The 23,800-nt window shown below is 58.0% G+C and carries 20 protein-coding genes; 12 read left to right on the forward strand and 8 right to left on the reverse strand.

Annotated elements, in window-relative coordinates; translation table 11 throughout:
- Positions 1–207: 207 nt before the first annotated feature.
- On the reverse strand, positions 208–1,509 hold the full coding sequence (locus tag ACVWXE_RS02480; protein WP_457403182.1) for a bifunctional folylpolyglutamate synthase/dihydrofolate synthase: 1,302 nt from the start codon (positions 1,507–1,509) through the stop codon (positions 208–210).
- A gap of 76 nt (positions 1,510–1,585) precedes the next feature.
- On the reverse strand, positions 1,586–3,166 hold the full coding sequence (gene serA / locus ACVWXE_RS02485; RefSeq protein WP_011433001.1) for a phosphoglycerate dehydrogenase: 1,581 nt from the start codon (positions 3,164–3,166) through the stop codon (positions 1,586–1,588).
- Positions 3,167–3,399: 233 nt separating this feature from the next.
- Between serA and ACVWXE_RS02490 the strand changes: the two genes are divergently transcribed.
- From ACVWXE_RS02490 to ACVWXE_RS02530, 9 genes are all read left to right on the forward strand, one after another.
- Positions 3,400–4,611, forward strand: a complete 1,212-nt coding sequence (locus ACVWXE_RS02490) for an acetate kinase (RefSeq protein ID WP_414382804.1) — start codon at positions 3,400–3,402, stop codon at positions 4,609–4,611.
- A 118-nt stretch (positions 4,612–4,729) separates the two neighbouring features.
- Positions 4,730–5,194, forward strand: a complete 465-nt coding sequence (locus ACVWXE_RS02495; protein WP_457489501.1) for a hypothetical protein — start codon at positions 4,730–4,732, stop codon at positions 5,192–5,194.
- Between the two features lie 423 nt (positions 5,195–5,617).
- Complete coding sequence (locus tag ACVWXE_RS02500) at positions 5,618–6,160, forward strand: FHA domain-containing protein (protein WP_414332257.1); 543 nt, start codon at positions 5,618–5,620, stop codon at positions 6,158–6,160.
- 424 nt (positions 6,161–6,584) lie between these two features.
- Positions 6,585–8,606 carry an FHA domain-containing protein gene (locus ACVWXE_RS02505; protein ID WP_414344701.1) on the forward strand — a complete coding sequence of 674 codons (2,022 nt, stop codon included), beginning with the start codon at positions 6,585–6,587 and terminating at the stop codon, positions 8,604–8,606.
- Positions 8,607–8,863: 257 nt separating this feature from the next.
- Entirely contained in the window at positions 8,864–9,316 is a 453-nt protein-coding gene (locus ACVWXE_RS02510) for a hypothetical protein (RefSeq protein ID WP_414388642.1), read from the forward strand.
- Between the two features lie 121 nt (positions 9,317–9,437).
- Positions 9,438–10,373 carry a 4-(cytidine 5'-diphospho)-2-C-methyl-D-erythritol kinase gene (gene ispE, locus ACVWXE_RS02515; protein ID WP_457489546.1) on the forward strand — a complete coding sequence of 312 codons (936 nt, stop codon included), beginning with the start codon at positions 9,438–9,440 and terminating at the stop codon, positions 10,371–10,373.
- A 145-nt stretch (positions 10,374–10,518) separates the two neighbouring features.
- Positions 10,519–11,700 carry an RNA-guided endonuclease InsQ/TnpB family protein gene (locus tag ACVWXE_RS02520; RefSeq protein WP_414332259.1) on the forward strand — a complete coding sequence of 394 codons (1,182 nt, stop codon included), beginning with the start codon at positions 10,519–10,521 and terminating at the stop codon, positions 11,698–11,700.
- 127 nt (positions 11,701–11,827) lie between these two features.
- Entirely contained in the window at positions 11,828–13,180 is a 1,353-nt protein-coding gene (accC, locus tag ACVWXE_RS02525; RefSeq protein WP_457384836.1) for an acetyl-CoA carboxylase biotin carboxylase subunit, read from the forward strand.
- A 72-nt stretch (positions 13,181–13,252) separates the two neighbouring features.
- Positions 13,253–14,233: a tyrosine-type recombinase/integrase gene (locus tag ACVWXE_RS02530; RefSeq protein ID WP_457489502.1), complete on the forward strand. Its 981-nt coding sequence runs from the start codon at positions 13,253–13,255 to the stop codon at positions 14,231–14,233.
- A gap of 216 nt (positions 14,234–14,449) precedes the next feature.
- Here the strand turns inward: ACVWXE_RS02530 and ACVWXE_RS02535 are convergent, their stop codons facing one another.
- Positions 14,450–14,875: a hypothetical protein gene (locus ACVWXE_RS02535; protein WP_457489503.1), complete on the reverse strand. Its 426-nt coding sequence runs from the start codon at positions 14,873–14,875 to the stop codon at positions 14,450–14,452.
- A 130-nt stretch (positions 14,876–15,005) separates the two neighbouring features.
- Here ACVWXE_RS02535 and ACVWXE_RS02540 point away from each other — a divergent pair, with 130 nt between their 5' ends.
- Positions 15,006–15,641, forward strand: a complete 636-nt coding sequence (locus ACVWXE_RS02540; RefSeq protein WP_457489504.1) for an exopolysaccharide biosynthesis protein — start codon at positions 15,006–15,008, stop codon at positions 15,639–15,641.
- Between the two features lie 17 nt (positions 15,642–15,658).
- On the opposite strand, the gene ACVWXE_RS02545 is transcribed toward ACVWXE_RS02540, so the two are convergent.
- The 5 genes from ACVWXE_RS02545 to sufB form a co-directional block, all read right to left on the reverse strand.
- Positions 15,659–16,822: an S-layer homology domain-containing protein gene (locus ACVWXE_RS02545; RefSeq protein ID WP_414416829.1), complete on the reverse strand. Its 1,164-nt coding sequence runs from the start codon at positions 16,820–16,822 to the stop codon at positions 15,659–15,661.
- A gap of 336 nt (positions 16,823–17,158) precedes the next feature.
- On the reverse strand, positions 17,159–18,451 hold the full coding sequence (sufD, locus tag ACVWXE_RS02550; protein WP_457489505.1) for a Fe-S cluster assembly protein SufD: 1,293 nt from the start codon (positions 18,449–18,451) through the stop codon (positions 17,159–17,161).
- On the reverse strand, positions 18,448–19,263 hold the full coding sequence (gene sufC, locus ACVWXE_RS02555; protein WP_457489506.1) for a Fe-S cluster assembly ATPase SufC: 816 nt from the start codon (positions 19,261–19,263) through the stop codon (positions 18,448–18,450). The genes sufD and sufC overlap by 4 nt, the downstream gene beginning before the upstream one ends.
- A gap of 97 nt (positions 19,264–19,360) precedes the next feature.
- Entirely contained in the window at positions 19,361–19,759 is a 399-nt protein-coding gene (gene mscL / locus ACVWXE_RS02560) for a large-conductance mechanosensitive channel protein MscL (protein ID WP_011431004.1), read from the reverse strand.
- 244 nt (positions 19,760–20,003) lie between these two features.
- Positions 20,004–21,440: a Fe-S cluster assembly protein SufB gene (gene sufB / locus ACVWXE_RS02565; RefSeq protein ID WP_414349663.1), complete on the reverse strand. Its 1,437-nt coding sequence runs from the start codon at positions 21,438–21,440 to the stop codon at positions 20,004–20,006.
- A 180-nt stretch (positions 21,441–21,620) separates the two neighbouring features.
- On the opposite strand from sufB, the gene sufR reads away from it, so the two are divergent.
- Both sufR and ACVWXE_RS02575 read left to right on the forward strand, forming a co-directional pair.
- Positions 21,621–22,337, forward strand: coding sequence for an iron-sulfur cluster biosynthesis transcriptional regulator SufR (sufR, locus tag ACVWXE_RS02570; protein WP_457489507.1), 717 nt, complete (start codon positions 21,621–21,623; stop codon positions 22,335–22,337).
- A gap of 289 nt (positions 22,338–22,626) precedes the next feature.
- The gene (locus ACVWXE_RS02575; RefSeq protein ID WP_414332215.1) at positions 22,627–23,697 is read left to right on the forward strand and encodes a 3-deoxy-7-phosphoheptulonate synthase; all 1,071 of its coding nucleotides are present in this window, start codon (positions 22,627–22,629) and stop codon (positions 23,695–23,697) included.
- The last annotated feature ends 103 nt before the right edge of the window (positions 23,698–23,800 follow it).

A 23,800-nucleotide genomic window follows, 5' to 3' on the forward strand; every position in this document is an offset into this window, starting at 1 on the left:
AACTCGGACGTGAAACGCATCAGCGGCGAACCTACTGGCAGGGCGACCTGCTGGCAACCTAGCTCGGTGCCAGGCCCACCACCCTAACCCAATCAGTAGGGGAGTATCTTGATCAAGTGATAGTGGTTGAGAGCTAGTTTTTGTTCATAGCTCCTCTCTCTTTATAAGAGAGGAGCTCAGGTTTTGCATAAGGTTTCACCTGTCAGTTCAACAGGCTAGATCCCATCCCAAACATTCCTGCATCACCTGGCCCAATAGGTACAGGGATCCGCAGATTACAGCTGGTGGCTCAGTGAGGTTTTTCGGCTTGAGCAACTGAGCCCGAAGAGCGGAGAGATTGGGCAGTGCCCGTGCCGAGGCGAGATGAGGCTGCAGAGTCTGGGCTAGCTGAGCAAGTTGCTCGGGATCCGTCCCAGAGTGGCCAGCAATTGGCAGAGCGAAAAAGCAATCTCCTGGTCGCAGCAGGGTGCTGAGAATGCCCTGGACATCTTTGGTGGTGAGGATGCCCACATACCAGGTGAGGGGGCCGGGTTGATGCTCATCCAGATAGCGACGGAGAGCCTGGGCAGCGGGCAAGTTGTGGGCTCCGTCCATCAGCAACTGACGGGATCCAATCTGCACCCGCTGTAAGCGCCCCGGCCAACGGGTGATGGCAAATCCTTTTTCGACAGCGGCATCCGGGATCCGCCAGCCCTGTTGCTGTAGGGTTTCCACAACGGCAAGGGCTACTGCTGCATTGGTGAGTTGTACATCGCCGCTGAGGGGCAAGGTGAGGAGCTGCCCTCGCCAGTGGACGGTTTGAGGCTCTGACCATCGCAGAGGTTCGACCATCTTCAGGGGGCTTCGCAATTGCTCTGCCTTGGCTCGGATAACTGCTGTGACCTCTGGAGTTTGGGGTGCGCACACTGCCGGGATCCCTGGCTTGAGAATACCCGCCTTTTCAGAGGCAATTTGGGGAAGGCTGTTGCCCAAGCGCTGCCAATGATCCCAGCCGATGGAGGTGATAGCCGTTACCACTGGCTCGATCCCAGCATTGGTAGCATCCAGCCGCCCCCCCAGGCCCACTTCTATCACTGCCACATCCACCTTTTGCCGGCGGAAGTACAGCCAAGCGGCAGCGGTGATAACCTCAAACTGGGTGGGAGAAGCCTCGTCAGGGGCATAGGTTTGTAGGCAGTCTCGCACCTGGGCCAGCGCTTGGCTCCAGTCGTTGGCGGAAATGTATTCCCCGTTCAGCCAAATCCGTTCCCGCCAGTCCACCAAATGGGGAGAGGTGTAGCGGCCCACACGATAGCCTGCCGCCCACAACACGTGGCTGACCCAGGCACAGACAGATCCTTTGCCGTTGGTGCCGGCTACGTGGATGGCCGGGATCCCAGCTTGGGGCTGTCCTAGACGCTGCAGCAAGACTTGCATGCGTTCCAGACTGAGATCCACACCAAAATGGCCCAGGGACTCCAGAAAGGCCGGCCAATCCCAGTCTGGGATCTGGGACAGGGTTAGGGACAAGTTGCTCTGGTTCAAGCAAAGACTCCGTCTTGCCAGGGTAGGTGAGATTTGGGATTTTTTCTAGGGATCAACAATTCTAGAGGTTCACTACAAAAGCGTCACGGATGCCCGGCTGCTTGAGCACCTCTTCCAGGATCCCATCCGGCAGGGGATCGTCCAAGCTGAGCACCATGACTGCATCGCCGCGGATGATCTTGCGCCCCACCTGCATGCTGGCGATGTTGACATTGTAGGCTCCCAGCAGGGTGCCAATCCGTCCGATGATTCCCGGCATATCCCGGTGCAGGGTCATCAGCATGTTGGCGGAAGGGGGCACATTCACCGGGAACTCGTCGATCTGGGTGATCCGCACCTCTCGCTCCCCAATCAACGCCCCCGAAACCGAGCGGATCCCATTGGGGCCATGGGCAATCAACGTCAGGGATCCGGAATAATCTTTCAAGGAGGGATCTCGGGTTTCCACCACCCGGATGCCCCGTTCTTTGGCCTCAATGGAGGCGTTGACGTAGTTGACCCGCTCCCGCAGCGCCAGCGTCAAAAGCCCTTTGAGGGCGGCAATGACGATCGGCTGCCCATCTTTTTCCGCCAGATCTCCCTGCAGGCGGATCTCCAACTGGTTGACGCGATCCCCCGCCAATTGGCCAACCAAGTTGCCTAGGGTTTCGGCCAAGTCCAGGTAGGGTCTGAGGTTTTGCAGCACCTCTGCCTGTAGGCCGGGGATGTTCACGGCAGAGCGGGCCGGCAGCCCCAGCAACACATCGCGGATCTGCTCGGCCACATCAATCGCCACATTCACTTGGGCTTCTTCGGTGGAGGCCCCCAAGTGGGGAGTGAGCAGGACTTCTTTGCCCAGGGAAAACAGCGGGGAGTCCTTCAGGGGCTCATTGGCAAATACATCCAAAGCCGCTCCGGCAATTTGGCCGGATTTCAGGGCTTCGTACAGGGCTTGTTCATCCACCAAACCGCCACGGGCGCAGTTGATCAGGCGGGCAGTCGGCTTCATCATGCGGAAGGTTTCGGCGTTGAACAGGTTGGTGGTTTCAGGGGTTTTGGGAATGTGCAAGGTGATGTAGTCGGATTCCTGGACCAAAGTTGTGAAGTCCACCAGGCGCACCCCCAGTTGCTCTGCCCGCTCCACGGACAGATAGGGGTCATAGGCCAGCAGCTTCATCCCCATCGCCTTGGCAATCTGGGCCACATGGGATCCAATCCGACCCAATCCGACAATCCCCAGCGTTTTTTTGTAGACTTCTACGCCGACAAACTCTTGCCGATTCCACAGGCCCGACTTCAGAGAGGCATTGGCATCGGGTATGTGGCGGGAGAGGGCCATCATCAAGGCAATGGCGTGCTCGGCAGCGGCAATGGTGTTGCCCTCTGGGGAGTTGACCACCAGGATCCCGGCTTTGGTTGCGGCGGGCACATCGATGTTATCGACACCAACGCCCGCCCGCCCGATGATTTTTAAGTTCGTCCCCGCCTCGATTACCTCTCGGGTAACCCGTGTACCGGAGCGCACCATGATGGCATCGTAGTTGGGGATGACCGCGATCAACTGCTCTGGGGTGAGCTGGGTTTGCACATCCACCTGAGCGACTTGGGAGAGAATGTCGATCCCCGCCTGATCGATGGGATCTGTGACGATGACTCTGGGCATAAGCAGCGTTAGTCCAGTGGGATGGAGGGCAACAGAAGTAGGGGAACAGATTACCCAAAAAATTGGGTCTAAAGCTCCGTCCTACCGCTACGCAGTTCGCCTTGGCCTCAGGAAGCTGCAGGAGGGCTTTAATGCTATGGTCATCCTTAGCGGCAGGGTAGTCAACCGCTCTGTTCAAGCAAGCGGGCTATAGGCCTTAAGCCCAGCAGTGCGAAGGCCAACGAAGACACGCTGTGAATATTCTGGTCGTCAATGCCGGTTCCAGCAGCCTCAAATCCTCCCTATTTCTGACGGTTGAGGGAAGGGTGGAGGCCACGCCCATCTGGCAAGCCCAGGTGGATTTCACCTACAAGCCGGGGGAGGCCCTCATCCAGACTCGTCGGCGAGGCGGTGGGTGGGAATCTTTTCCCTCCGCTTCACCTGAGGGAGGGATCGGCCAACTGGCCCCGCTGTTTCAAAGCCTCTGGCAAGGGGAGGGATCCCTGCTCCCGCAGGCGGCTGAGATCGGCGGCGTCGGCCATCGGGTGGTGCATGGGGGATCCCTGTACCGGCAGCCCACCTTAATTACGCCAGAGGTGGAGAGGGCGATTGAGCAATTGATCCCCTTGGCCCCAGCCCACAACCCTGCTGCGCTGGCTGGCATCCGTCTGCTAAGGCAACTGTTGCCGGGGATCCCTCAGGTGGCCGTTTTCGACACCGCCTTCCACCAGCAAATGCCTCTGGCCGCAGCCCTTTACCCCCTTCCCTACGCTTGGGCTGAACAAGGGATCCGCCGCTACGGGTTTCATGGCATCAACCACGAGCATTGCGCCCGTCGCGCTGCCGAGATCTTGAACCGACCCCTGGAGGAGTTGCGGCTGATCACTTGTCACCTGGGCAACGGCTGCTCGTTGGCGGCCATTCGCGGGGGCAGAAGTGTGGACACCACCATGGGCTACACCCCCCTGGAGGGCTTGATGATGGGATCCCGGTCGGGGTCAGTGGATCCGGGCATTTTGATCCATCAGTTGCGCCAGGGCATGAGTGTGGATGAACTGGATCGGATCTTGAACCGAGAATCGGGGTTGAAGGGCGTTTCCGGCCTGAGCAGCGATATGCGGGTTGTGTTGGAGGCAATGGAGGCAGGCCATGCCCGGGCGGAGCTGGCTTTTGAGCTGTTTGTTCACCGTCTGCGCAGCCAGATTGGGGCGATGCTCATGAGCTTGGATCGGCTGGATGCGCTGGTGTTCTCTGGGGGGATTGGGGAAAACTCGGCGCCGGTGCGGGCAGCAACCTGTGCAGATCTGGGTTTTTTAGGGATCCAGATCGACCCGGTTTTGAATGCCGGATCCCCCCGCAACTGCGATATCAGCACTTCGGATGCTCCGGTGCGGGTTCTGGTGATCTCAGCCCAAGAGGACTGGGCCATTGCCACAGCTTGCCAAAACCTTTTGCAAGGGGAATAAGCGAAGGATCCCAGGCCGCTGCTTGCCAGGTTCTCTCCTTTCTGCCCACTGGCTTGGTGGAGACAAACTCTAGACAATAAGCTCAAAAAAAGAAGACCTTTTGGAGTGGAGGAAAACCATGCAGCGAAGGCATGAACGGATCCCATTGCTGGTGCTGCTGAGCAGTGTTCTGGTGGGGTGTGGGGGCACGACCGGCAGCAGCAATCTTCCGCCCCTGCCACCTCCCATACCTGCTCCGTCCCTCACCATTACCGATCTCTCTCCGCGCACCGTCTTGGTGGGGCAAACTCCAACCTTTGTGGTGTCTTTCCGGGTGGAGGCCCCTGCCGGGATCCGGGGTTCCAACGCCTTTTTGGCTTCCGTCACCACCCCACTGGGCAATTTCGTAACCCTGGGAGCTTTTGATGCTGCTCAGTTGCCCGGCTGCTTCGTTGGGGCGACCACCTGCACCGTTACAGGGCTGACCCTGACCCAGAATCGCTTTACCCTCACTCAAACGGGATCCCATCAGCTCACCATCAGTGTGTTCGATCGGCAGGAGCGGCTGGGCAGCGGCAGTTTCCCATTTACCGGAGTGCTTTGAAAAGGGATGAGGTCACTTCAGTCAAACTTGAACGGCCTTGCCGTTCCTGCGGAGGTCAGGCTTTATCACTTCAAATCGGGTGGGGATAAAGTCGAGTATGTAGTCACTCTAAACATCATGGTCTAAACATCATGAATGAAACCTTTCCGTCTGGCTCCCCTCTCCCTCTGGAAGAGGAGCTGAGGGTGGTCGCGGAAGCGGCGCGGAGCGTTTGGGCACGGTCTCCAGCAGGAATGTAACTCGGAGATCCCAACTCAGGTGATCCGGATCAGCGCAAGCCTTTGGTCAGGGGAGTAGGTTATAGTTATCCAAAAAGATAACAATTTTGACGAAAAAGACATCTTCTGCTTTCCCCAAGCTGACCTTTGGATATGCTGAAGCCGATCTAGGGAATGGAGGCGCTGAACTGTGGAGAATGGGATCGTGTGTCAACTCACTTTAGAATGGACCGAGGCCGACCGGCGCCGATCGCAAACGGTTTCGCCTGTCCCCTCTAAGCTGGTTACCATTGGACGGGATCCCAGCTGTGATGTGGTGCTCAATGACCCAACTCGCTCGGTCTCAGGAGTTCACGCCGGGCTTTATTTTGATCCCAAAACCTTAAACTTTCACATTCGCAACTTAACTCGGGATCGTTTGCCTCCTAAGCAGCCCAACCCCGTCTGGGTGAATGGCCGAAAAATAATTCAGGAAGAGCTTGCGCTTGAGGCCAATAGCCAAATTCAATTGGGGCGCGTTGTGCTGAGCGTGAAGTCCATAGAAGTTGCCAGGAAGAATCAGGGGGTTCCCCTCAGCCGCGGCACTTTGGACGCCCTCAAGGTTAAGTGCAGCCGCCTGGAAAACCCTCACTACCTACCCCCAGAATATCAGGGCCAGAATTGTCCCTACTGTGGACATTTGGTCTTGAGCGCTACCTTGGTGATCCCTCCTCCAGAAGCTGGCAAAGCCCCGCAATCTCCTGCCTAGGGCAACGATTCTTCCCACGGATCCCGGCGGCCAATCCAAGTCCATAAGGGATTGAAGAAAGGGATCCCGGGCAAACCAAAAGTGACCTGTGAGGTCGCGCTGTTCTGTGTTTTCTCAATGGCCTGATACATTCACGCTGAACTCTCCTGAACATGGTTCAGGAAAGAAGCGATCGCATCCTGCCTATCTCTGAGCAGGAAGGCGGTATCCCGCAAAGCCCTGAGGAATACCCCCCGAGCGCTTTCCCCCTTCACTTCCCGGCAACCGTTGCGGTGGACTCAAGGATCAGGGGGAAACTTGGTCTACTATATCCCTCTCAATGACTTTTGCCAAACCGCCTAAAGCTCAGTAAATTCAGCAAAGTTCAGGGTTTTGGGGGTTAGAGGCATGCTCTTCATGATCTTTGTAAAGGTGAGCAGAAGCTATGCAAATTCAACTGAGCTGGGAAGATCCCATCACCGAAGAACAGCAGGAGCTGATTTTTCCATTGCCTCTTGCCTTGGGCAGGGAGCTGGCCCAATTGCCACAGGAATGGCAAGGTCGAGAAGTGGCGCGGGCTGTGTTTGCCAGCCAGGAGATCTCCCGTTATCACGCCCTCGTCTATCTCGGTGAGGATGGCCAGGTCATCTATGAAGATCGCAGTGCCAACGGCAGCCGCATCAATGGGGAAAAAATCCGTCAGGCACGCCGGGTGCTCCAGGGGGGAGAAGTGGTGGAGCTTGGCCCCTACAGCATCACCGTGGGTTTGGTGTCCCCCAGGGATCCCAATGCCACCCTTCTGACCGCCACCCCTACTCTTTTGCTGGAGCCGCGCACCGAACTGATTCGCCCGGCCACCCAACCCGACACCGCATTTGAGGTTCCCCCGGCTTCCACGGTGGTTTTTGCCCCAGAGCAGCTTCCTGAAGTGCGGGCTGGCTCGGATTTTCCCCCGCCGGATTTGTTTCGAGCCGAGCAAATTGCCCTGAGCGCCCTCAAAGCCACCGGACTGCCTGTGGAAGAGACCCTCTATTTGGCCTTGGGCGGCGGTATCGGCAGCTTTGTCTGGGTGGATACCCTGCGCATCTACGGGGTCAGACCGGAACACATCCGCGTCATCAGCATTGCCCGCAAACCCTACGAACGGTATGAACGGCTTTTGACCAACTGCCAGATCCCCCGCTGGAAGCGAATTCGCTCTGGCTCCGATTCTTGTCCAGACAACATTTGGGGCTGGCCTGGCTATGCTCTGCGGGATGCTTGGCGTTCCTTTTTCTCCGGCCGATTGTTGGAAGCACTCGGCTTTTTGTGGCAGGTATTTAGTGAGCCCTTGTTGGCAGATACCTATACGCCGCGGGCGGGGGATGTATTTGCCTCAATGGATCGGGAGGCAGCCCGAATTGGTTGGGAGCAAATGTTGTGTTACGGCCATATTCGCGCCATTCGCAAAACGGAGGATGGGCGATATGTGGTGGCCTATTCGGCAACGCGGCCCGGCCATACGGATCACCGTTTTATGGTGGCCAAGTATCTCCATTTGGCAACTGGATATCCGGCCATCAAGTTGCTCAACGACCTGCAGGAGTTTCGCGAAAAAACAGGAGATTTGAGATCGGTGGTACACGGCTATGAGCCTCATGATCACGTTTATGAGCAGTTGGAGAAACAAGGTGGCACCGTCCTAATTCGGGGATTTGGGATCGTCGCCTCTCAGGTGATGGAACGCCTTTACGAAGCCCGCAAAGTCAACCCCCGCATCTCGGTGGTGCATCTGAGCCGTGCGCCCAAAAGCGGTAATCGCTTCGGACGAGCCAAACGGGCAGTGGATAACCATTGGGAGTTTCAGCCCTTCAACTGGCCCAAGGGCACTTGGGGAGGAGTTCTGCGTGCCAAATTGGAAGCGGCGACCCCCCTGGAACGGCGCGAACTGCTGGAAGCTTGGGGCGGCACCACGACAGCAAGTCGGCGGAAATGGCGGCGGATCGTGCGGCAAGGGTTGCGAGAGGGCTGGTACTCGATTGTGTTCGGCAAGGTGGAGTCGGTGGTTCCCGGCGACAAGGGTAAGCCGGTAACCTACATTCGAGGTACCCACAACAACACGCAATTAAAGGTGGAGGCCGATTTCGTTATCGACTGTACGGGTTTGGTTTCGGATCCCATGACCAATCCTCTCCTCAACGACCTGATTACCCACTACAACCTGCCCCTCAATCCTCACGGGCGCTTGCATGTCTCCAACGACTTTGAGCTGGTGGAGATGCGCAACCGGGATGGGCGAATGTACGCCGCTGGGATCATCACCTTGGGCGGGCCCTATGCGCCGGTGGATACGTTTTTGGGTTTACAGTACTGTGCCCATCGCTCGGTGGAACACCTGGCTCGACTGCGGGCACCGGGGGTCAAAGGCTTAGAAGGGATCCGATCCCTGTGGCAATGGTGCAAGTGGGCCCTAAACATCAGCCCCTAGCTTGCCGACATTGGGCAACGCTCCTGGATTTTGCCGGATGTTTGCCGGATGTTTATGGTTATCAACGCTATTGTTGGCGACACATCATGGCTATTCCCCATCCCGTTGAACCTGGTGAAAGGGGTGTTGCGTTGATCCCCAACTCTTCTATACCAAAGGGGGAAGGGTTGGGGGTGAGGGCCAGAAGGTTCCCTCAAACAGACTGGGAGCGACACGGATCCTGATGATCTCGATTGGCAAAACTGCGGGAGGAAAAAATGACTCCGACCTTGATTGGCCGCTGGCAAACTCGCATTTTCTTATTGGCCACCGTTGGTGTTTTGGCAAGTTTACCCTTTTATTTTGGGATCACCGGACATGGCGGCAGCCTCACCTATTTTTGGGTATTGCTCTACGTGGGTCTGTTTGGCTGTGTTTGGGATGTCGTTTATAACTATCTGATGGGGTGGATGTGGGATCACGATTGGCCTGGGATCCTTCAGCTTTTGGCCGGCATTTGGGAAGGGCTTTTTTTGGGTACAGTCTTGAAGGTGGTGGGTCTTCCTTATATCCCAACCCAACGGTTTGACTTGGGAGATTTTATTCTCCACTACAGTGTGGTCTGGGTTTGCCTTTACCTCAGCGCTTGGGTGGTAATGCGCATTTTGTTTCCCCGCTGGCGCTTTCGCGGTGGAGAGTGGCTGGGGCCATGGCCGCGCTCCGGCAGCTAGAAAGGGGATCCATTGCCGTTAGAATCGGGCTGGGAGACCTCCCCGGATAAGTCTGTGTTTTGATCAGGTCTGTACAGGCTAAGGGGAGTTGAGACTTGTTGCTGACCCAGATTTTCACCCCATGCAAGCCTGTACCCTGATTGCCCGCGCCAAGATCAACCTCTACCTGGAAATCCTCGGCTCCCGTCCTGATGGGTATTCAGAGGTGGCGATGGTGTTGCAGAGCATTCATTTGGCGGATCGACTGCAGTTGAAGAGCCGTCCTCACGGGATCCACCTCACCTGCGATTGTCCAGAAGTGCCTGCAGATGCCCGCAACCTTGCCTATCAAGCCGCTGAGCTGCTGCAAAAAGAGTGTCACTCTGCCGCTGGCGTGGAGATTCACATCGAAAAGCACATTCCGGTGGCAGCAGGCTTGGCGGGGGGCTCGGCTGATGCGGCAGCGGTTTTGGTGGGGTTGAACCAACTGTGGGGGCTGGGCCTGACGGTGGGAGAGTTGCAGAGTTTGGCAGCCCGCTTGGGATCCGACATTCCCTTCTGTATCCAGGGGGGAACGCAACTGGCCACCGGGCGCGGGGAAGTTTTGGAGCCGCTGGCCGATTGGGAAGGGATCCCTGTGCTGCTGGCCAAGCCCAAGCACCTGGGGGTTTCGACTGCCTGGGCCTATCAAGCCTTTCGTTCTCGTCAGGGGAGCTTGGGAGGGGATGCCCTACCCAAACCCACACTGCCCACCTTGCCGCAGGCGTTGGCGGCTCTCAGCCGTCAGGATCCGCCGGCGTTAGCCAGGAGTTTGCGCAATGACTTGGAACAGGTGGTTTTGCCGGAGTACGCGATTGTAGGGGAACTGCGCCAAGCTCTTCTCTCGGCGGGGGCCCTGGGATCCCTGATGTCGGGGTCGGGGCCAACGGTCTTCGGGATCATGCCCAGCCTGGAGCTGGCCGCCCAAGCGCGCGACACCCTGCGTCGCCAGTTTCAAGATGTAGAGTTTTGGGTGACGCAGTTTGCCCCCACCGGGATTCTGCTGCAGCCGGATCCCTGTAGCCTCAGTCCTACCTAGGTTGTCGACTGGATGGGCTGAATGTGGGATCCCCACCTGACCTTCTCTATCCTCCCCTCCAGTTGACCAAAAAAACTGGGTTACAAGCCCCGCCCTTCTAGGGCGGCTTTTGTAAGATGCTATTAGACAGGAAAGGCAACTTTGCATGTACCTTGTCCGCAAGCTCAAGCTAGGCGTCTCAGAGCAACTGCAGCTGTTGAGCAGGGCAGCAGGCGAGCTGTACTCAAAAGTGCTCGTTCACTTTTGGCGGGTCGTCCGCAAGAAGGGATTGTGGTTAAAGCCTTCCACATTCATGCGTTGGTTTCCCAACGACCCTGAGAATACACTTCATGCTCACAGTGCAGACGCGGTAGTGCAAAGCTTCTTTGCCTCTCTCAAGTCCTGGCGGGAACGCCGCAAAACCGACCCCAACGCCCGTCCACCTCGACGCCGTCGGTACTTCTACAAAGTCCAGTGGAAATCTTCAGCCATCCAAGTCGTCAATGGGAAGCTGCGATTGTCGAACGGGAAAGGCAAGGAGCCCCTGATTGTTAACTGGGCTTGGGATACGCCTGTTTGGGTAGAGATGGGCTGGGATGGCCAGCAGTATGAGCTGAGGGCTTGCTACAAGGTGGGGGATACGCCGCCGGAAGAAGAGGGGGAAGAGAGCAACGTTGCCGCTGTGGATTTGGGTGAGATTCACCCCGCAGTCGCTCATGAGGGGGGACAAACCTACATCGCCAATGGCAGGCTGCTGCGCTCCAAAAGGCGCTACCAGAACAAGCTGCAGGGCAAGCTAGCTCGACTCCTGGCGCGCAAAAAGCGGGGCTCTCGGCGGTGGAAGCGGCTAGTTCGCTCTCAACGTTTGCAGCTCAAGAAGCTGCGCAATCAAATTCGGGATATTCTGCACAAGCAGACAACCCGATTGGTCTCCACGCTCCACAAGCGAGGCGTGCAGACAGTTGTGATTGGCGACCTTCGGGATATCCGGATGTCTGCCAACTACAACAAAAAGGCGAATCAGAAGATCCACCAGATGTTGCATGGTCAAGTCCGGCATCTCATCACCTACAAAGCTGAGCGGTTGGGGATGAGAGTGGTACTGCAAGATGAGCGGTACAGCTCTCAGGAGTGTCCTGTTTGTGGACAGAGAAACAAGCCCAAAGGTCGTGTGTACAGGTGTGGGTGTGGGTTTGAGTTCCATCGGGACGGGGTGGGGGCAATTAACATCCGCAGGAAGTATCTGGGCTCCGGCCCAGTAGTTGGGGCCATGGCATCCCCCATAGGGTTGAGGTTTCAGCCTCATGCCCTGTGTAGCTCAGTCGGTAGGAGCAATTCTGCTGGCTGAGAAAGCATCCCCGTCCTTTAAGACGGGGAGTATGTCAAATAGTAGGATGAGCACCTGAACTTAACCTTGCGTTTACAGACCGCTGGCCTTAGCGGTCTAGCTACCTCTTCAGCTTTGAACCTTCCTCATGCCGCCCATCACCAAGATCCTGATTGCCAACCGGGGTGAGATCGCCCTGCGCATCATCCGTACCTGTCAGGAAATGGGGATCCGAACTGTGGCCGTTTACTCCACTGCGGATCAGAACTCCCTGCACGTCCAACTGGCGGACGAGGCTGTTTGCGTAGGAGATGCCCCGGTGGCCAAAAGCTACCTCAACATTCCCAACATCATCTCGGCAGCCCTCACCCGCGGGGCCACTGCCATTCATCCGGGCTATGGGTTCTTGGCGGAGAATGCCAAATTTGCCGAGATGTGTGCCGACCACAACTTGATCTTCATCGGCCCCTCGCCAGAGGCGATGCGCAAGATGGGCGACAAGGCCACGGCCCGCGAGACCATGCAAGCGGTGGGGGTGCCGACGGTGCCGGGCAGCCGCGGGTTGATCACCTCTGAGGAGGAGGCAGTGAAGCTGGCGGAGAAAATCGGCTACCCCGTGATCATCAAAGCCACCGCCGGTGGCGGGGGGCGGGGTATGCGGGTGGCGCGGGATGCCCAGGAGCTGCTGAAGATGCTGCGCACCGCTCAGGGGGAAGCCCAAGCAGCCTTTGGCAACGGCGGGGTTTACTTGGAGAAGTTCATCGAGCGCCCCCGTCATGTGGAGTTTCAAATCTTGGCGGATAGTCAGGGCAATGTGGTGCATCTGTACGAGCGGGATTGCTCCATTCAACGGCGACACCAAAAGCTGTTGGAAGAGGCCCCCAGCCCGGCTTTGACAACGGCTCTACGCAGCCGCATGGGAGCAGCGGCGGTGAAAGCGGCCAAGGTGGTGAATTACGTGGGAGCGGGCACGGTGGAGTTTTTGCTGGATAAAAACGGCCAGTTTTACTTCATCGAGATGAATACCCGCATCCAGGTGGAGCATCCGGTTACTGAGATGGTGACCGGGCTGGATCTGATTGCCGAGCAGATTCGCATTGCCCAAGGTCAACCCCTCACCTTTCGCCAGAAGGATGTGGAGTTGCGGGGCCATGCTATCGAATGCCGCATCAACGCCGAGGATCCCAAGCAGCAGTTTCGGCCTTGCGCTGGCACGATCAGTGCCTATTTGCCCCCTGGGGGGCCGGGGGTGCGCATGGATTCCCACATCTACACCGACTACACCATTCCCCCCTACTACGATTCGCTGTTGGGCAAGCTGATCGTCTGGGGGCCTAACCGGGCAGCAGCCATCCGCCGCATGCAGCGGGCTTTGGGGGAATGCGCCATCACTGGGGTGCCCACCACGATCCCTTTCCACCAGCAGATCCTGCGCCATGAAGCTTTTTTGAGGGGCGAAGTGTACACGGACTTCATCGCTCAGCATTTGATGCCGGGGTAGGGGCCGAGTCCAAGCTGGAGCTTGCTCGCAGGGGAAGGATAGAGTTGGTTGAGGGTTGCCAGTGGGCTAAAGATGAGGGATCCCCGACCTGGTCAGGTTCGACAGACTCAACCGAGCGGCCCTGTTCCCAGCCTCAGCCATCTGGCGGCGCAATTTTTGCAGGAGCGGCAGCGGGATCTGGCCCCTGCCAGCCGCCGTACCTACCGCATTGCTCTGGAGCAGTTTGCCAAAACTTGCCCGGTGCCGCTGCCCCAGGTGCAGCCTGTCCACGTTCAGTCCTTTTTGAACAGCTTGAAGGGCCGTCCGTTTCGCAACCGCTCCGGCCAGCGGATCCACCCGCCCGCCTCTCCGGCCACCTACAACCTCAAGCGGTTGGCCTTGCAGCAATTTTTTGAATGGGCCAGCCAACGGGGCTACCTTCAGGATCCCCTGCCCACTCAAGCCATTCGACCTGCCCGCCTACCCGCTCGTTTGCCTCGCGATCTGGATCGGTTGTTGTTGCGGCGGGTGTTGCAGCGGGCCCAAAACCATTCTCTGCGCTACGCGGCTTTGATTCGCCTGATGCTGGAGTGCGGGCTGCGGGCCCAGGAGCTGTTGGACTTAACCGTTCAAGATTTTCAAATCAGCCCCGAGGGATCCCTGTTGGAAGTGCGCTGTGGCAAGGGGAGTAAACCTCGCGCTGTGGCCGTAGGGGATCCCCTCTCCGAGCTGTTGCAGCAGTATCTGAGCCGAGAACGGGGCCCGTGCGCGCCGACGGATCCCTTGTTTGTTTCCCAATCTCGCTGCTTGGCCTACCGGGGGCGCCCCCTCACCTACGATGGCCTGCGCCACATTGTTCTCAAGCTCACCGAGCCTGAGCCGGGACATCAAACCCCCCACCAGTTTCGCCACAGTTTTGCCACCTTGTTGCTGGATCGCGGCGTTGCCCCCGAACACATTCAGCACTTGCTGGGCCACACAACTGCCGCCATGACGATGCGCTACACCCAGCGGGCCAACTTGAGAGCAGCCATCGCCCGTTCCCGCGAGATCTTGAATCAGGGCTTGGTTTAGGGATCCCTTAGTGTGCTATGGCCTCTATTGTTTCAAGTGAGACAGATGCAGATTGCTCGAAGAAAAGTGCAAAAAGGCCGCCACCAATACTCCCACCGGCTGCAACTGTCCCAACAACGCCACCCAAATAGCAATAAGGACGGGGGTTTGGATCCACAATAACGCCACAATAATGTATTTCCGGCTAATCTTCGGTGCCAACTTGGGGGCGACCTCTCAGCTTTTGGGGATCAGCCGCTTCGGACAGGCAGCACGGATATGGGATTCGCTCAGGTCGGGCATGAGAGCCAAGGCCCGTTGGGCATCAATCTGGGCTTCGCACACCGCCTCCAACACCTGTTCGGCCATCAGGGAAAGGGGCATATCGGCGGTTTGCTCGGGATCGGTATCCACGGAAATTTGTCGGACTCCCACAGGGGGGGGTGGTAACACCGACGGAGCTGCCTGCGGGGATAGGGTGGTGGAAGTGCCCACCTCCAACTGCGCTTCTGCCAGGGCCACACCGCGCCCCACCATCAACAGGGATCCCAGCAGCAGGAGCCATCCCAGCCCACGCCCCCCTTTGCGGAACTGAGTCGGAGCCTTCTGCTGTCGCTCAAGGCTGCTGATGTTTACGGCCCTCTTGAACCTGTCACCGAGCATGTCACCTCTCCGAAACCACCCCTTTGCTCAAGATATCCAACACAACTTGAATTTGCAGTAGGCTATCGTTGGCCCTCCAGGTAGTGCCCACCCGTTGCCAAACTTTGCCCGCTCCAGCCCTGCCCCCTCTATGGCCCGTCTGTCTCAAGAGCTAGCCCGATTTTCCCGCCTTCCCGAGAGCCCAGAGCAACCCGAACCCTCCCCGGAAGGGTTGATCCGCATCGAAGACATTCTAAAACTGGCGGGCGAGCGCAGTTTTGGCTTGTTTTTGGCGGTGCTCTCTTTCCCTTCTGCTTTGCCCTTGCCGGCTCCCGGCTATTCCACTCCCTTTGGCGTGGTCATCCTGTTGCTGGCCGCACAAATGCTGGCAGGGCGAACCACTCCTTGGCTGCCGAAATGGGTGTTGCAGACCTCTATTGAACGGAAGCATTTTCAAAAGTGGGTGCAGGCTGGGATCCCATGGTTGCAGCGCATTGAAAAAATTGCCCGCCCCCGTTGGAAGCAGCTCTGCACCACACGGCTCGGCCAAGTCTGGCTGGGCACCTGGATCGGCTTGATGGGGATTTCCATGATCATCCCCGTTCCAGGCACCAACACCCTGCCGGCAATGGGGGTTTTCGTCACCGCTTTTGGCCTCCTGGAAGAAGACGGGATCCTGTGCAGCTTGGGATCCCTGATCTGTGTGGCAGGGGGGCTGCTGACCACTTCCATTTTGCTCGGCCTGTGGTTGGGGGGAACAACCCTTTTGGATTGGCTGGGAAGATAGCTATGCCAGCACCGCTTTTATCGGGATGTCGGGGCCAGCGCCAGATCCTGAGTGAGGCGCAGCTCGATCACCTGATTGGGATCCAGCACCACCACTTGCGGCGCCGTGACATTGCCGATCACCGCTCCGGCCACCCCTGCCCCCAGCACTTCTTCTGTGGCAATGGCATTGTCTCCGGTTACCAAGCCGAGAATGGCGCCCGCTGCCGCGCCGATGGCTGCATCCTGAATGATTTTGCCTGTGGTGGTGTAGCGGGGATCCTTGACATCGTGGATGATGTCTGACTGGGCAGCCAAGGGGAACAGTTGGTTGTTGACAATGATGCTTTCCGCCACAAAACGGGTGCCCCCTGGGGCTGGCTCAAAGCGGCCATCCACCCGCGAGCCAAAAGGCACCAGAATATCCCCCTGGGCGTTGCGAATCGGGTTGCGGACGATCAAAGACATGGGCCGGGTTTCGTTGGGGGCAATGAAGAGGCGCTCGTTGAAGGGGGTAGTGGTTTGCATCAGGGTGCCCGCCGCTAGGGTGGAAAGGCGCAGGTCAAAGCCTGGCTGGGAACCGGAGAGGGATCCCCCTGGGTTTTGTGCCACCAAGGATCCCCGGCTGAGCATGGCCTGGTGGGTGAAGGCTGCCACCTCGGCACGGGTGGCGGGGCGGTTGGGTTCCAAGAGCATCGGGTCTGGATAATTGACGATCAACCCGGCGCGGTTGGCTGCCGCAAGTTGTGCCAGGGCCCAATTGGGGATGGCTGCCGCATCTCGGTAGCGGCTGAAGAGATCTCCGGGCTGAGCGGCTGGGATCGCTCCCGTGTTGCCAATGGCGTTGGTCAAAACCACCAGCGCTTCGGTGCGGGTAACGGGCTGTTCAGGACGGAAGGTGCCATCAGGAAAGCCTGCGACTAAGTTGTTGGCCGCTGCCGTCGAGATGGCACTGGCTGCCCAGTGGGTGGGGGGCACATCCCGAAAGCCGATAAAAGTACCGGAGGTATTGCGGAGGCGGAAAGCGGTATTGACAATGGTGGCAAACTGAGCGCGGGTAACCGGCTCATTGGGGCGGAAGGTGCCATCGGGGAAGCCGTTCAACACTCCTTGAGCGGAGAGGGTCTCAATGTAGGCTTGGGCCCAGTGACCAAAGGTGTCGCGGAAGGGAGCGGCCATGGCCACCTGGCAGTGGATGCCCAAGACAGCTCCCGATAGGAGTATGCCTGCTGCACGTGGAGTTAAAAGAGAGGGAAACATCGTTCGTTCACCGAGTTGTCGTAGCGCCCATCGCTGGGTCAATGGCTACTTTTATTCTGGCTATTTCCTCAGTGATGACAATGGCCCAAACCCTTGCTCTGTGGTAATTTGAGCGTTTCTAACCCAAGATTTGCAGCAAAACGCAACTGCGGAGGATTGATAAGGAAACCCCTAAATCTCTGTCGCGTCAGTGATGCCTATCCATCACGCCCAAGTCTGGTCACTCTTGAGGGTAATGGGGGAGCAACAACTTATTATTGTTATTGGAATTGATTGGATTCACGGGATCCCGGCCAACTGGCGGGCTACCAGGGCGGGAAGCTGAGCCAACGGGATCCCTTCCAGAACTTCTGCCGCAAAAGCGCAGGTGAGAAGTTGCCTGGCCTCAGCTTGGGGAATACCCCGGCTTTGCAGATAAAAGATCTCTTCTGCCTCCAGTTGGCTGACGGTGGCCCCGTGGGCACACTTGACGTTGTCGGCAAAGATCTCCAGTTGTGGCTGGGTGTTGACCCGCGCTTTGGGGCCTAGGAGCAGGTTGCGGTTGGTCTGGGCGGCGTCCGTCAGTTGGGCCTCTCGGCTCACCAGAATCCGTCCGCTGAAGACCGCATGGGCCGTCTCGTCCACAATGCACTTGTGGAATTGGCGGCTGCTGCCGTGGGGGGCCTGATGCACCAGGCGGGAGTGGGTGTCGCTGTGCTGGGATCCCTTCAGCAGCGTTAGCCCCTGCAGTTGGGTGTGGGCCTGGGCTCCGGCCTGGGTGACCTCCAGGTTGTGGCGGGAAAACTGGGATCCCCATTGAATGGCCTGGAGGCGGTAGTGGCTGTCGCGGCTTTGGCGCACGGCGGTCTTGTTGATGTGGAAGGCTGGGGATCCCTGCCTTTGCAAAATCACATGGTGCAAACGAGATCCCTCTGCCAGGGCGATCTCCGTAACCGCGTTGCCAAAGGGGATCCCGGATCCCAGGGATACATGATCTTCGATCAGCGTGAGGGAGCTGTGGGCTTGCAAAGACAGCAGGCAGCGGGGCTGGGCCAAAACGGCCTCTCCCTCAGGAGCCACCGTTATGAACAGCAGGTGCAGCGGTGACGGAACTTCCTGGCCGGGCTGTAGGCCAATCTGGATCCCATCTCCCAGATGAGCGGTGTTGAGGGCCGTAAACACATCCGTCTTGGCCAGGGTTTGCAGCAACTCCCCTGGGGCTTGGGCTAAAGGGATCACCTGCAAAGCGGTGGGCAGGCCGCTCAAATCAGAAAGCTGGGGGGCAAAGTAGCCGTTGACGAACACGGCGCGGCTATAGCTGGCTTCCGGCCAAAGCCAGGGCTCTAGGGTTGCCGCATCCAGAGCCGGATCCGTCGCGACAGCCAGGCGAAACTCGTGGGCCAGCAGCGGCGAGAGATCGCTGTATTTCCAATCTTCTTCCCGTGGGGTCGGGATCCCCAGTTCGGCCAGTTGGGCGCGGGCCTGCTGCCTAAGGGTGGTGTAGGGATCCTGCCTTTCCGGGATTTGGCCGAGGATGTGCTCCAGGAATAGGCGGCTCTCTGGGGCAAAAGGTTTGGGCAAGGTGGCGCTCATCCCTCTTTCTCCTGCCGAGATGTCGCAGCTGCCGGTTCTTGACCCGACTGAGTTTTGATCCAGTCGTAGCCCCGTTCTTCCAGCTCCAGCGCCAAGGTCTTGTCCCCGCTGATGACGATACGACCCCCCTCCATCACATGCACGTGGTCGGGGGTTACATAGTCCAGCAAGCGTTGGTAGTGGGTGATCAAGAGCATGGCATTCTCAGGGCCGGCCAGTCGGTTGATGCCGTGGGCCACAATGCGCAGCGCGTCGATATCCAGACCGGAATCCGTCTCGTCCAAAATGGCCAGCGTAGGCTCCAACACCGCCATTTGCAGGATCTCGTTGCGCTTTTTCTCGCCGCCGGAAAAGCCCTCATTCACAGAGCGCTCCAAAAAAACGGGATCCATTTTGACAATATCCAACTTTTCCCGTACCAGGTCGTCAAAATCCAGAGCATCCAGTTCCGGCTGATCCCGATATTTCTGGCGAGCGTTGTAGGCGGCGCGCAGGAAATCCAAGTTGCTCACCCCCGGAACCTCGATGGGGTATTGAAACGCCAAGAAGATCCCTGCCCAAGCCCGCTCCTCCGGTTCCATTTCCAGAAGATTCTTGCCCAGATAGAGGATCTCGCCTCCTGTCACCCGGTAGTCGGGGTGGCCAGCCAAGATCTTGGAAAAAGTGCTTTTTCCAGAGCCATTGGGGCCCATGATGGCGTGGATTTCTCCGGCGCGAATTTCCAGGCTCAACCCCTTGAGAATGGGGGTGCCGTCGATCTCGGCGCTGAGATCTCGAACGGATAAGATAACAGGGCTGTTTTCGCAGATCATAGCTAGACTCTAGAGTTGCCACTGAAGGGCAGGGATTGGAAGGTTAGAGGATCCCTGAACTAGGTTTGGACTTTGGGCCTAAGGATCCCCTATAGCTCTATTGGGAGTGGCGATTGAGGATATCCCGGATCTCTGTCAGCAAAACCACTTCTGGTGGGGGCAATGTGGGAGGAGATTCTTCCTCCTTTCGCTGTAGGGTGTTGATCGCCTTCACCAGTAAGAAGATGGCAAAAGCGATAATCACAAAATCAAACACAGCTTGCAGAAAGCTACCGTAGTTAATCGTAACTGGGTCTTCAGGACTTCCACCGATTTTCCAGACCAAGTTCTGGAAGCTCACTCCACCAATCATCAAGCCTAAAACCGGAGTAAATAGATCTGCTACAAAAGAAGTCACAATCTTCCCAAAAGCACCTCCAATAACAACGCCAACAGCCAAATCTAAGGCATTGCCCCGGCTGATGAACTTTTTGAACTCCTCCAGAAATGCCCTCATGGGGAACTTCTCCTGCCTAGCCTTACGGTTCAAAACTCCTTGATTATCCCCTCTCCCCCCCTGCATCCATGCGCTGTTTGCAACGTCGCCAAGCCCTTGGGCCGCCTCTGGCTTCAGGGGATCACAGCCCTCTGCCTTGGGAGTTACCTAACCCCTTACCCTTCTCCTGAAAATGGCAGCGCCTGCTCCCACAGCGTGTCAGCGGCCTCGCCCACTTGCTCAGCTTCGCATTGGGAGCAATCCCCTAGCCGACGGATCCCTCTAACTTTAGGCTCAGCAATCGATCGGCTTCTACAGCAAACTCCATCGGCAGTTGGTTGAACACTTCTCGGCAGAAGCCGCTGATGATCATGGACACAGCATCTTCCGCAGAGATGCCGCGGGACTGGAAGTAGAACAATTGCTCTTCTCCAATCTTAGAGGTGGAAGCTTCGTGCTCCACTTTGGCGGTGTTGTTTTGCACCTCGATATAGGGGAAGGTGTTGGCGCTGCACTGATCCCCGATCAACATGGAATCGCACTGGGAAAAATTGCGGGCACCTTCCGCTTTCGGCCCGATCTTGACCAGGCCGCGGTAGCTGTTTTTGGAGTGCCCAGCCGAGATCCCTTTGGAGATAATTTTGCTGCGGGTGTTGCGGCCCACGTGAATCATCTTGGTGCCGGTATCGGCCTGCTGGTAGTTGTTGGTGAGGGCAACCGAGTAAAACTCGCCCACCGAGTTTTCCCCCACCAGCACACAGCTGGGGTACTTCCAGGTGATGGCGGAGCCGGTCTCCACTTGCGTCCAGGAGATCTTGGAGTTTGCCCCCTGACACAGGCCGCGCTTGGTTACAAAGTTATAAATGCCCCCTTTGCCGTTTTCGTCGCCGGCATACCAGTTCTGTACCGTCGAGTACTTGATCTCGGCATTGTCTAGGGCGATCAGCTCCACCACCGCCGCATGCAGTTGGTTGGTGTCGAACATGGGGGCAGTACACCCTTCCAAGTAGCTGACGTAGGATCCCTCGTCGGCAATGATCAGGGTGCGCTCAAACTGGCCCGATTCGCCGTTGTTGATGCGGAAATAGGTGGAAAGCTCCATGGGACAGCGCACCCCTTTGGGCACATAGACAAAGGATCCATCACTGAACACTGCCGAGTTCAGCGCCGCGTAGTAGTTATCAGCAATGGGAACCACACTGCCCAAGTACTTGCGCACCAGCTCCGGATACTCCCGCAGTGCCTCCGACATGGAGCAGAAGATCACGCCTTCCTTGGCCAGCTTTTCCCGGAAGGTGGTGGCTACCGAAACGCTGTCGAAGATGGCATCCACCGCCACATTGGCCAGCCGCTTCTGTTCAGACAAGGGGATCCCCAATTTCTCGAAGGTCTCCAACAGCACCGGATCCACTTCGTCCAGGCTCTTTTTCTTGGGCTGCACCTTGGGGGCCGAGTAGTAGACAATGTTTTGGTAGTCAATGGGCGGGTAGCTGACGTTGGGCCAGGTGGGCTCGCTCATCTTCAGCCACTGGCGGTAGGCCCGCAGCCGGAACTCTAGCATAAAGTCCGGCTCCCCTTTCTTGGCCCAGATCTGCCGAATCACCTCTTCGTTCAAGCCTTTGCCAATCGACTCAGAGGGGATGTCGGTTACAAAGCCGTACTTGTAGGGCTGGTTGACCAGGGCGCGGACGCTCGTAGACATGGATGGCTCTCGGGTAGTGACAGGGTAGAAACGCGACTAAGACAGATGGCCAAATAAAACAACAGAGTTGTTGTTTAACTGATCCTCAGGTTACTTTAGCAATGATCCCGTTGTCAAAATAGCAGAGAGCTGTGCTGGCAGCGGCAGCCGATGGATCCCGGTCTAACCAGGAGGGCGAGGGTGGACAGCACGCGCAAGATCTCCGGGCAGGTCGCTCAACCCGCTTCGAGTAAGCAGGCCATCTTGGTCTATCTGCGCAAGGCGGGGCAGGCCAACGCCCAAACGCTGGCAGAGCACCTGCGCATTTCTCCCCAGGCCATCCGCCGCCACCTCAAGGATCTGGAGGCAGAGGGGTTGATCCAACATATCGCTCAACCCAATGGTCTAGGGCGACCCCAGCATCTCTATCAGCTCAGCCCCTTGGGAGAAGAGCAGTTCCCCGCCAGCTACGATGAGTTTGCCCTTGGTCTGCTCAACACCCTGGCCGAAACTCTGGGATCCGAACAGATGGGATCCCTTCTCCACCACCAGTGGCAGCGCAAAGCCCGGGAGTATCAGGCCCAACTGGGATCCGGATCCCTGCGGGAGCGGCTGGAGCGTTTGGTGCAGTTGCGCCAGGCAGAGGGTTACATGGCGGAGTACTACCCCTATCCTGCCGACCTGACTGTGCCGATGGCAGCAGAGGGATCCGAGCCTTACGTCGAGCAGTATGTGTTGGTCGAGCACAATTGCGCCATTGCCCAGATTGCCCACACCTTTCCCAGCGTCTGCGGCCACGAGCTGGAGATGTTTGCTGCCGCCTTGCCCGATTGCCGGGTAGAGCGCATCACCTGGCAGGTGCAGGGAGAACACCCCTGCGGCTACTGGATTGCCAAGCCAGCGGCTCGGTCGACTTAAGACTTCCCGCTGGTCTCTCCGCCAGGAAACCGGATCCCTGAGGTGTCAAACGAGGTTTTTTCGGGTATAGTTATCTCGTACAGGTTTTAAGTTTGTTCTCCGCATGGTCTGGCGCGCTTCCTTTTTTGGCTACTTTACCTTTCCCTGGCAACGACCAGGGCGGAAGGGTGGCGCGTAAACTAAAGACCTAGGTTTACCCGAGTCAGTCCTGAAGCCCTGAGCCCAGCGCCAGGGCTTTTTTGATGGCTCGACGACCCCATCCACCCACTTGCACACTAAGGACAGTTCCATGCCCCCCCAAACCGACAATTGCAACATCCAAGAGGTGACTCCCTTGATTGCCCCTGCTGCTGTCAAGGCCAAGCTGCCCCTTACGGAAACGGCAGCGCAAGTGGTGCTCTCCACTCGGCAAGCCATCCGCGACATCATCCACGGACGGGATCTCCATCGCTTGGTGGTGATCGTCGGCCCCTGTTCCATCCACGATCCCGCAGCGGCTCTGGAGTATGCCCATCGCCTCAAGCGGGTGGCCGACCAAACTCGGGAGCACCTGGTGATCGTTATGCGCACGTATTTTGAGAAACCCCGCACCACGGTGGGCTGGAAGGGCCTGATCAACGATCCCCACCTGGATGGCTCCTGCGACATTGCCACCGGCCTGCAACTGGCCCGTTCCATTCTCCTGCAGATCAACGAGCTGGGCCTGGCCTGTGCCACCGAGATGCTGGATCCGGTGACCCCTCAATACACGGCGGATCTGGTGAGCTGGGCGGCCATTGGCGCCAGAACCATCGAAAGCCAAACTCACCGGGAAATGGCCAGCGGCCTCTCCATGCCTGTGGGCTTCAAAAACGGCACCGATGGACGGCTGGAAATCGCGCTCAATGCCATTCTCTCCGCCAGCCATCCCCACAGTTTCTTGGGCATTGGCCAAGATGGCATGACGGCTTTGGTAAAAACCACCGGCAACCCGGATCGGCACATCGTGTTGCGGGGGGGAGGGGGCAAGACCAACTACGGCCCGGAAGATGTGGCGCGGGCGGCACTGCTGATGAAGGATCAAGGGATCCCTCGCTCGGTGATGGTGGACTGCTCCCATGACAACTCCCACAAAAATTACCGCAACCAGGGATCCGTCTGTCGAGCAGTGCTACAGCAGTACCAGGCGGGGCAGCGGGCTCTGATGGGGCTGATGCTGGAGAGCAACCTCTACCCGGGCAAGCAAACCTGGCAGGAAGGGGCGCCGCTCCAGTACGGGGTTTCCATCACCGATGGCTGCATCGGCTGGGAAGAGACGGAAGATCTGTTGTGGGAGATGGCAGCGACCGTAGAGGGGAGAGCGTTGGCCCTCAGCCATTGAGGGATGGGGATCCCGGAGTTTGTTAAAGAATCAAAAAGGAAATGGGGACAAGGGGCAGCCTGCTCCTAGGGTCGAGCCAAGGTTTCGTTGTTTCGCCAGGCCC

It is taken from the genome of Thermostichus sp. MS-CIW-41, from assembly GCF_054058915.1.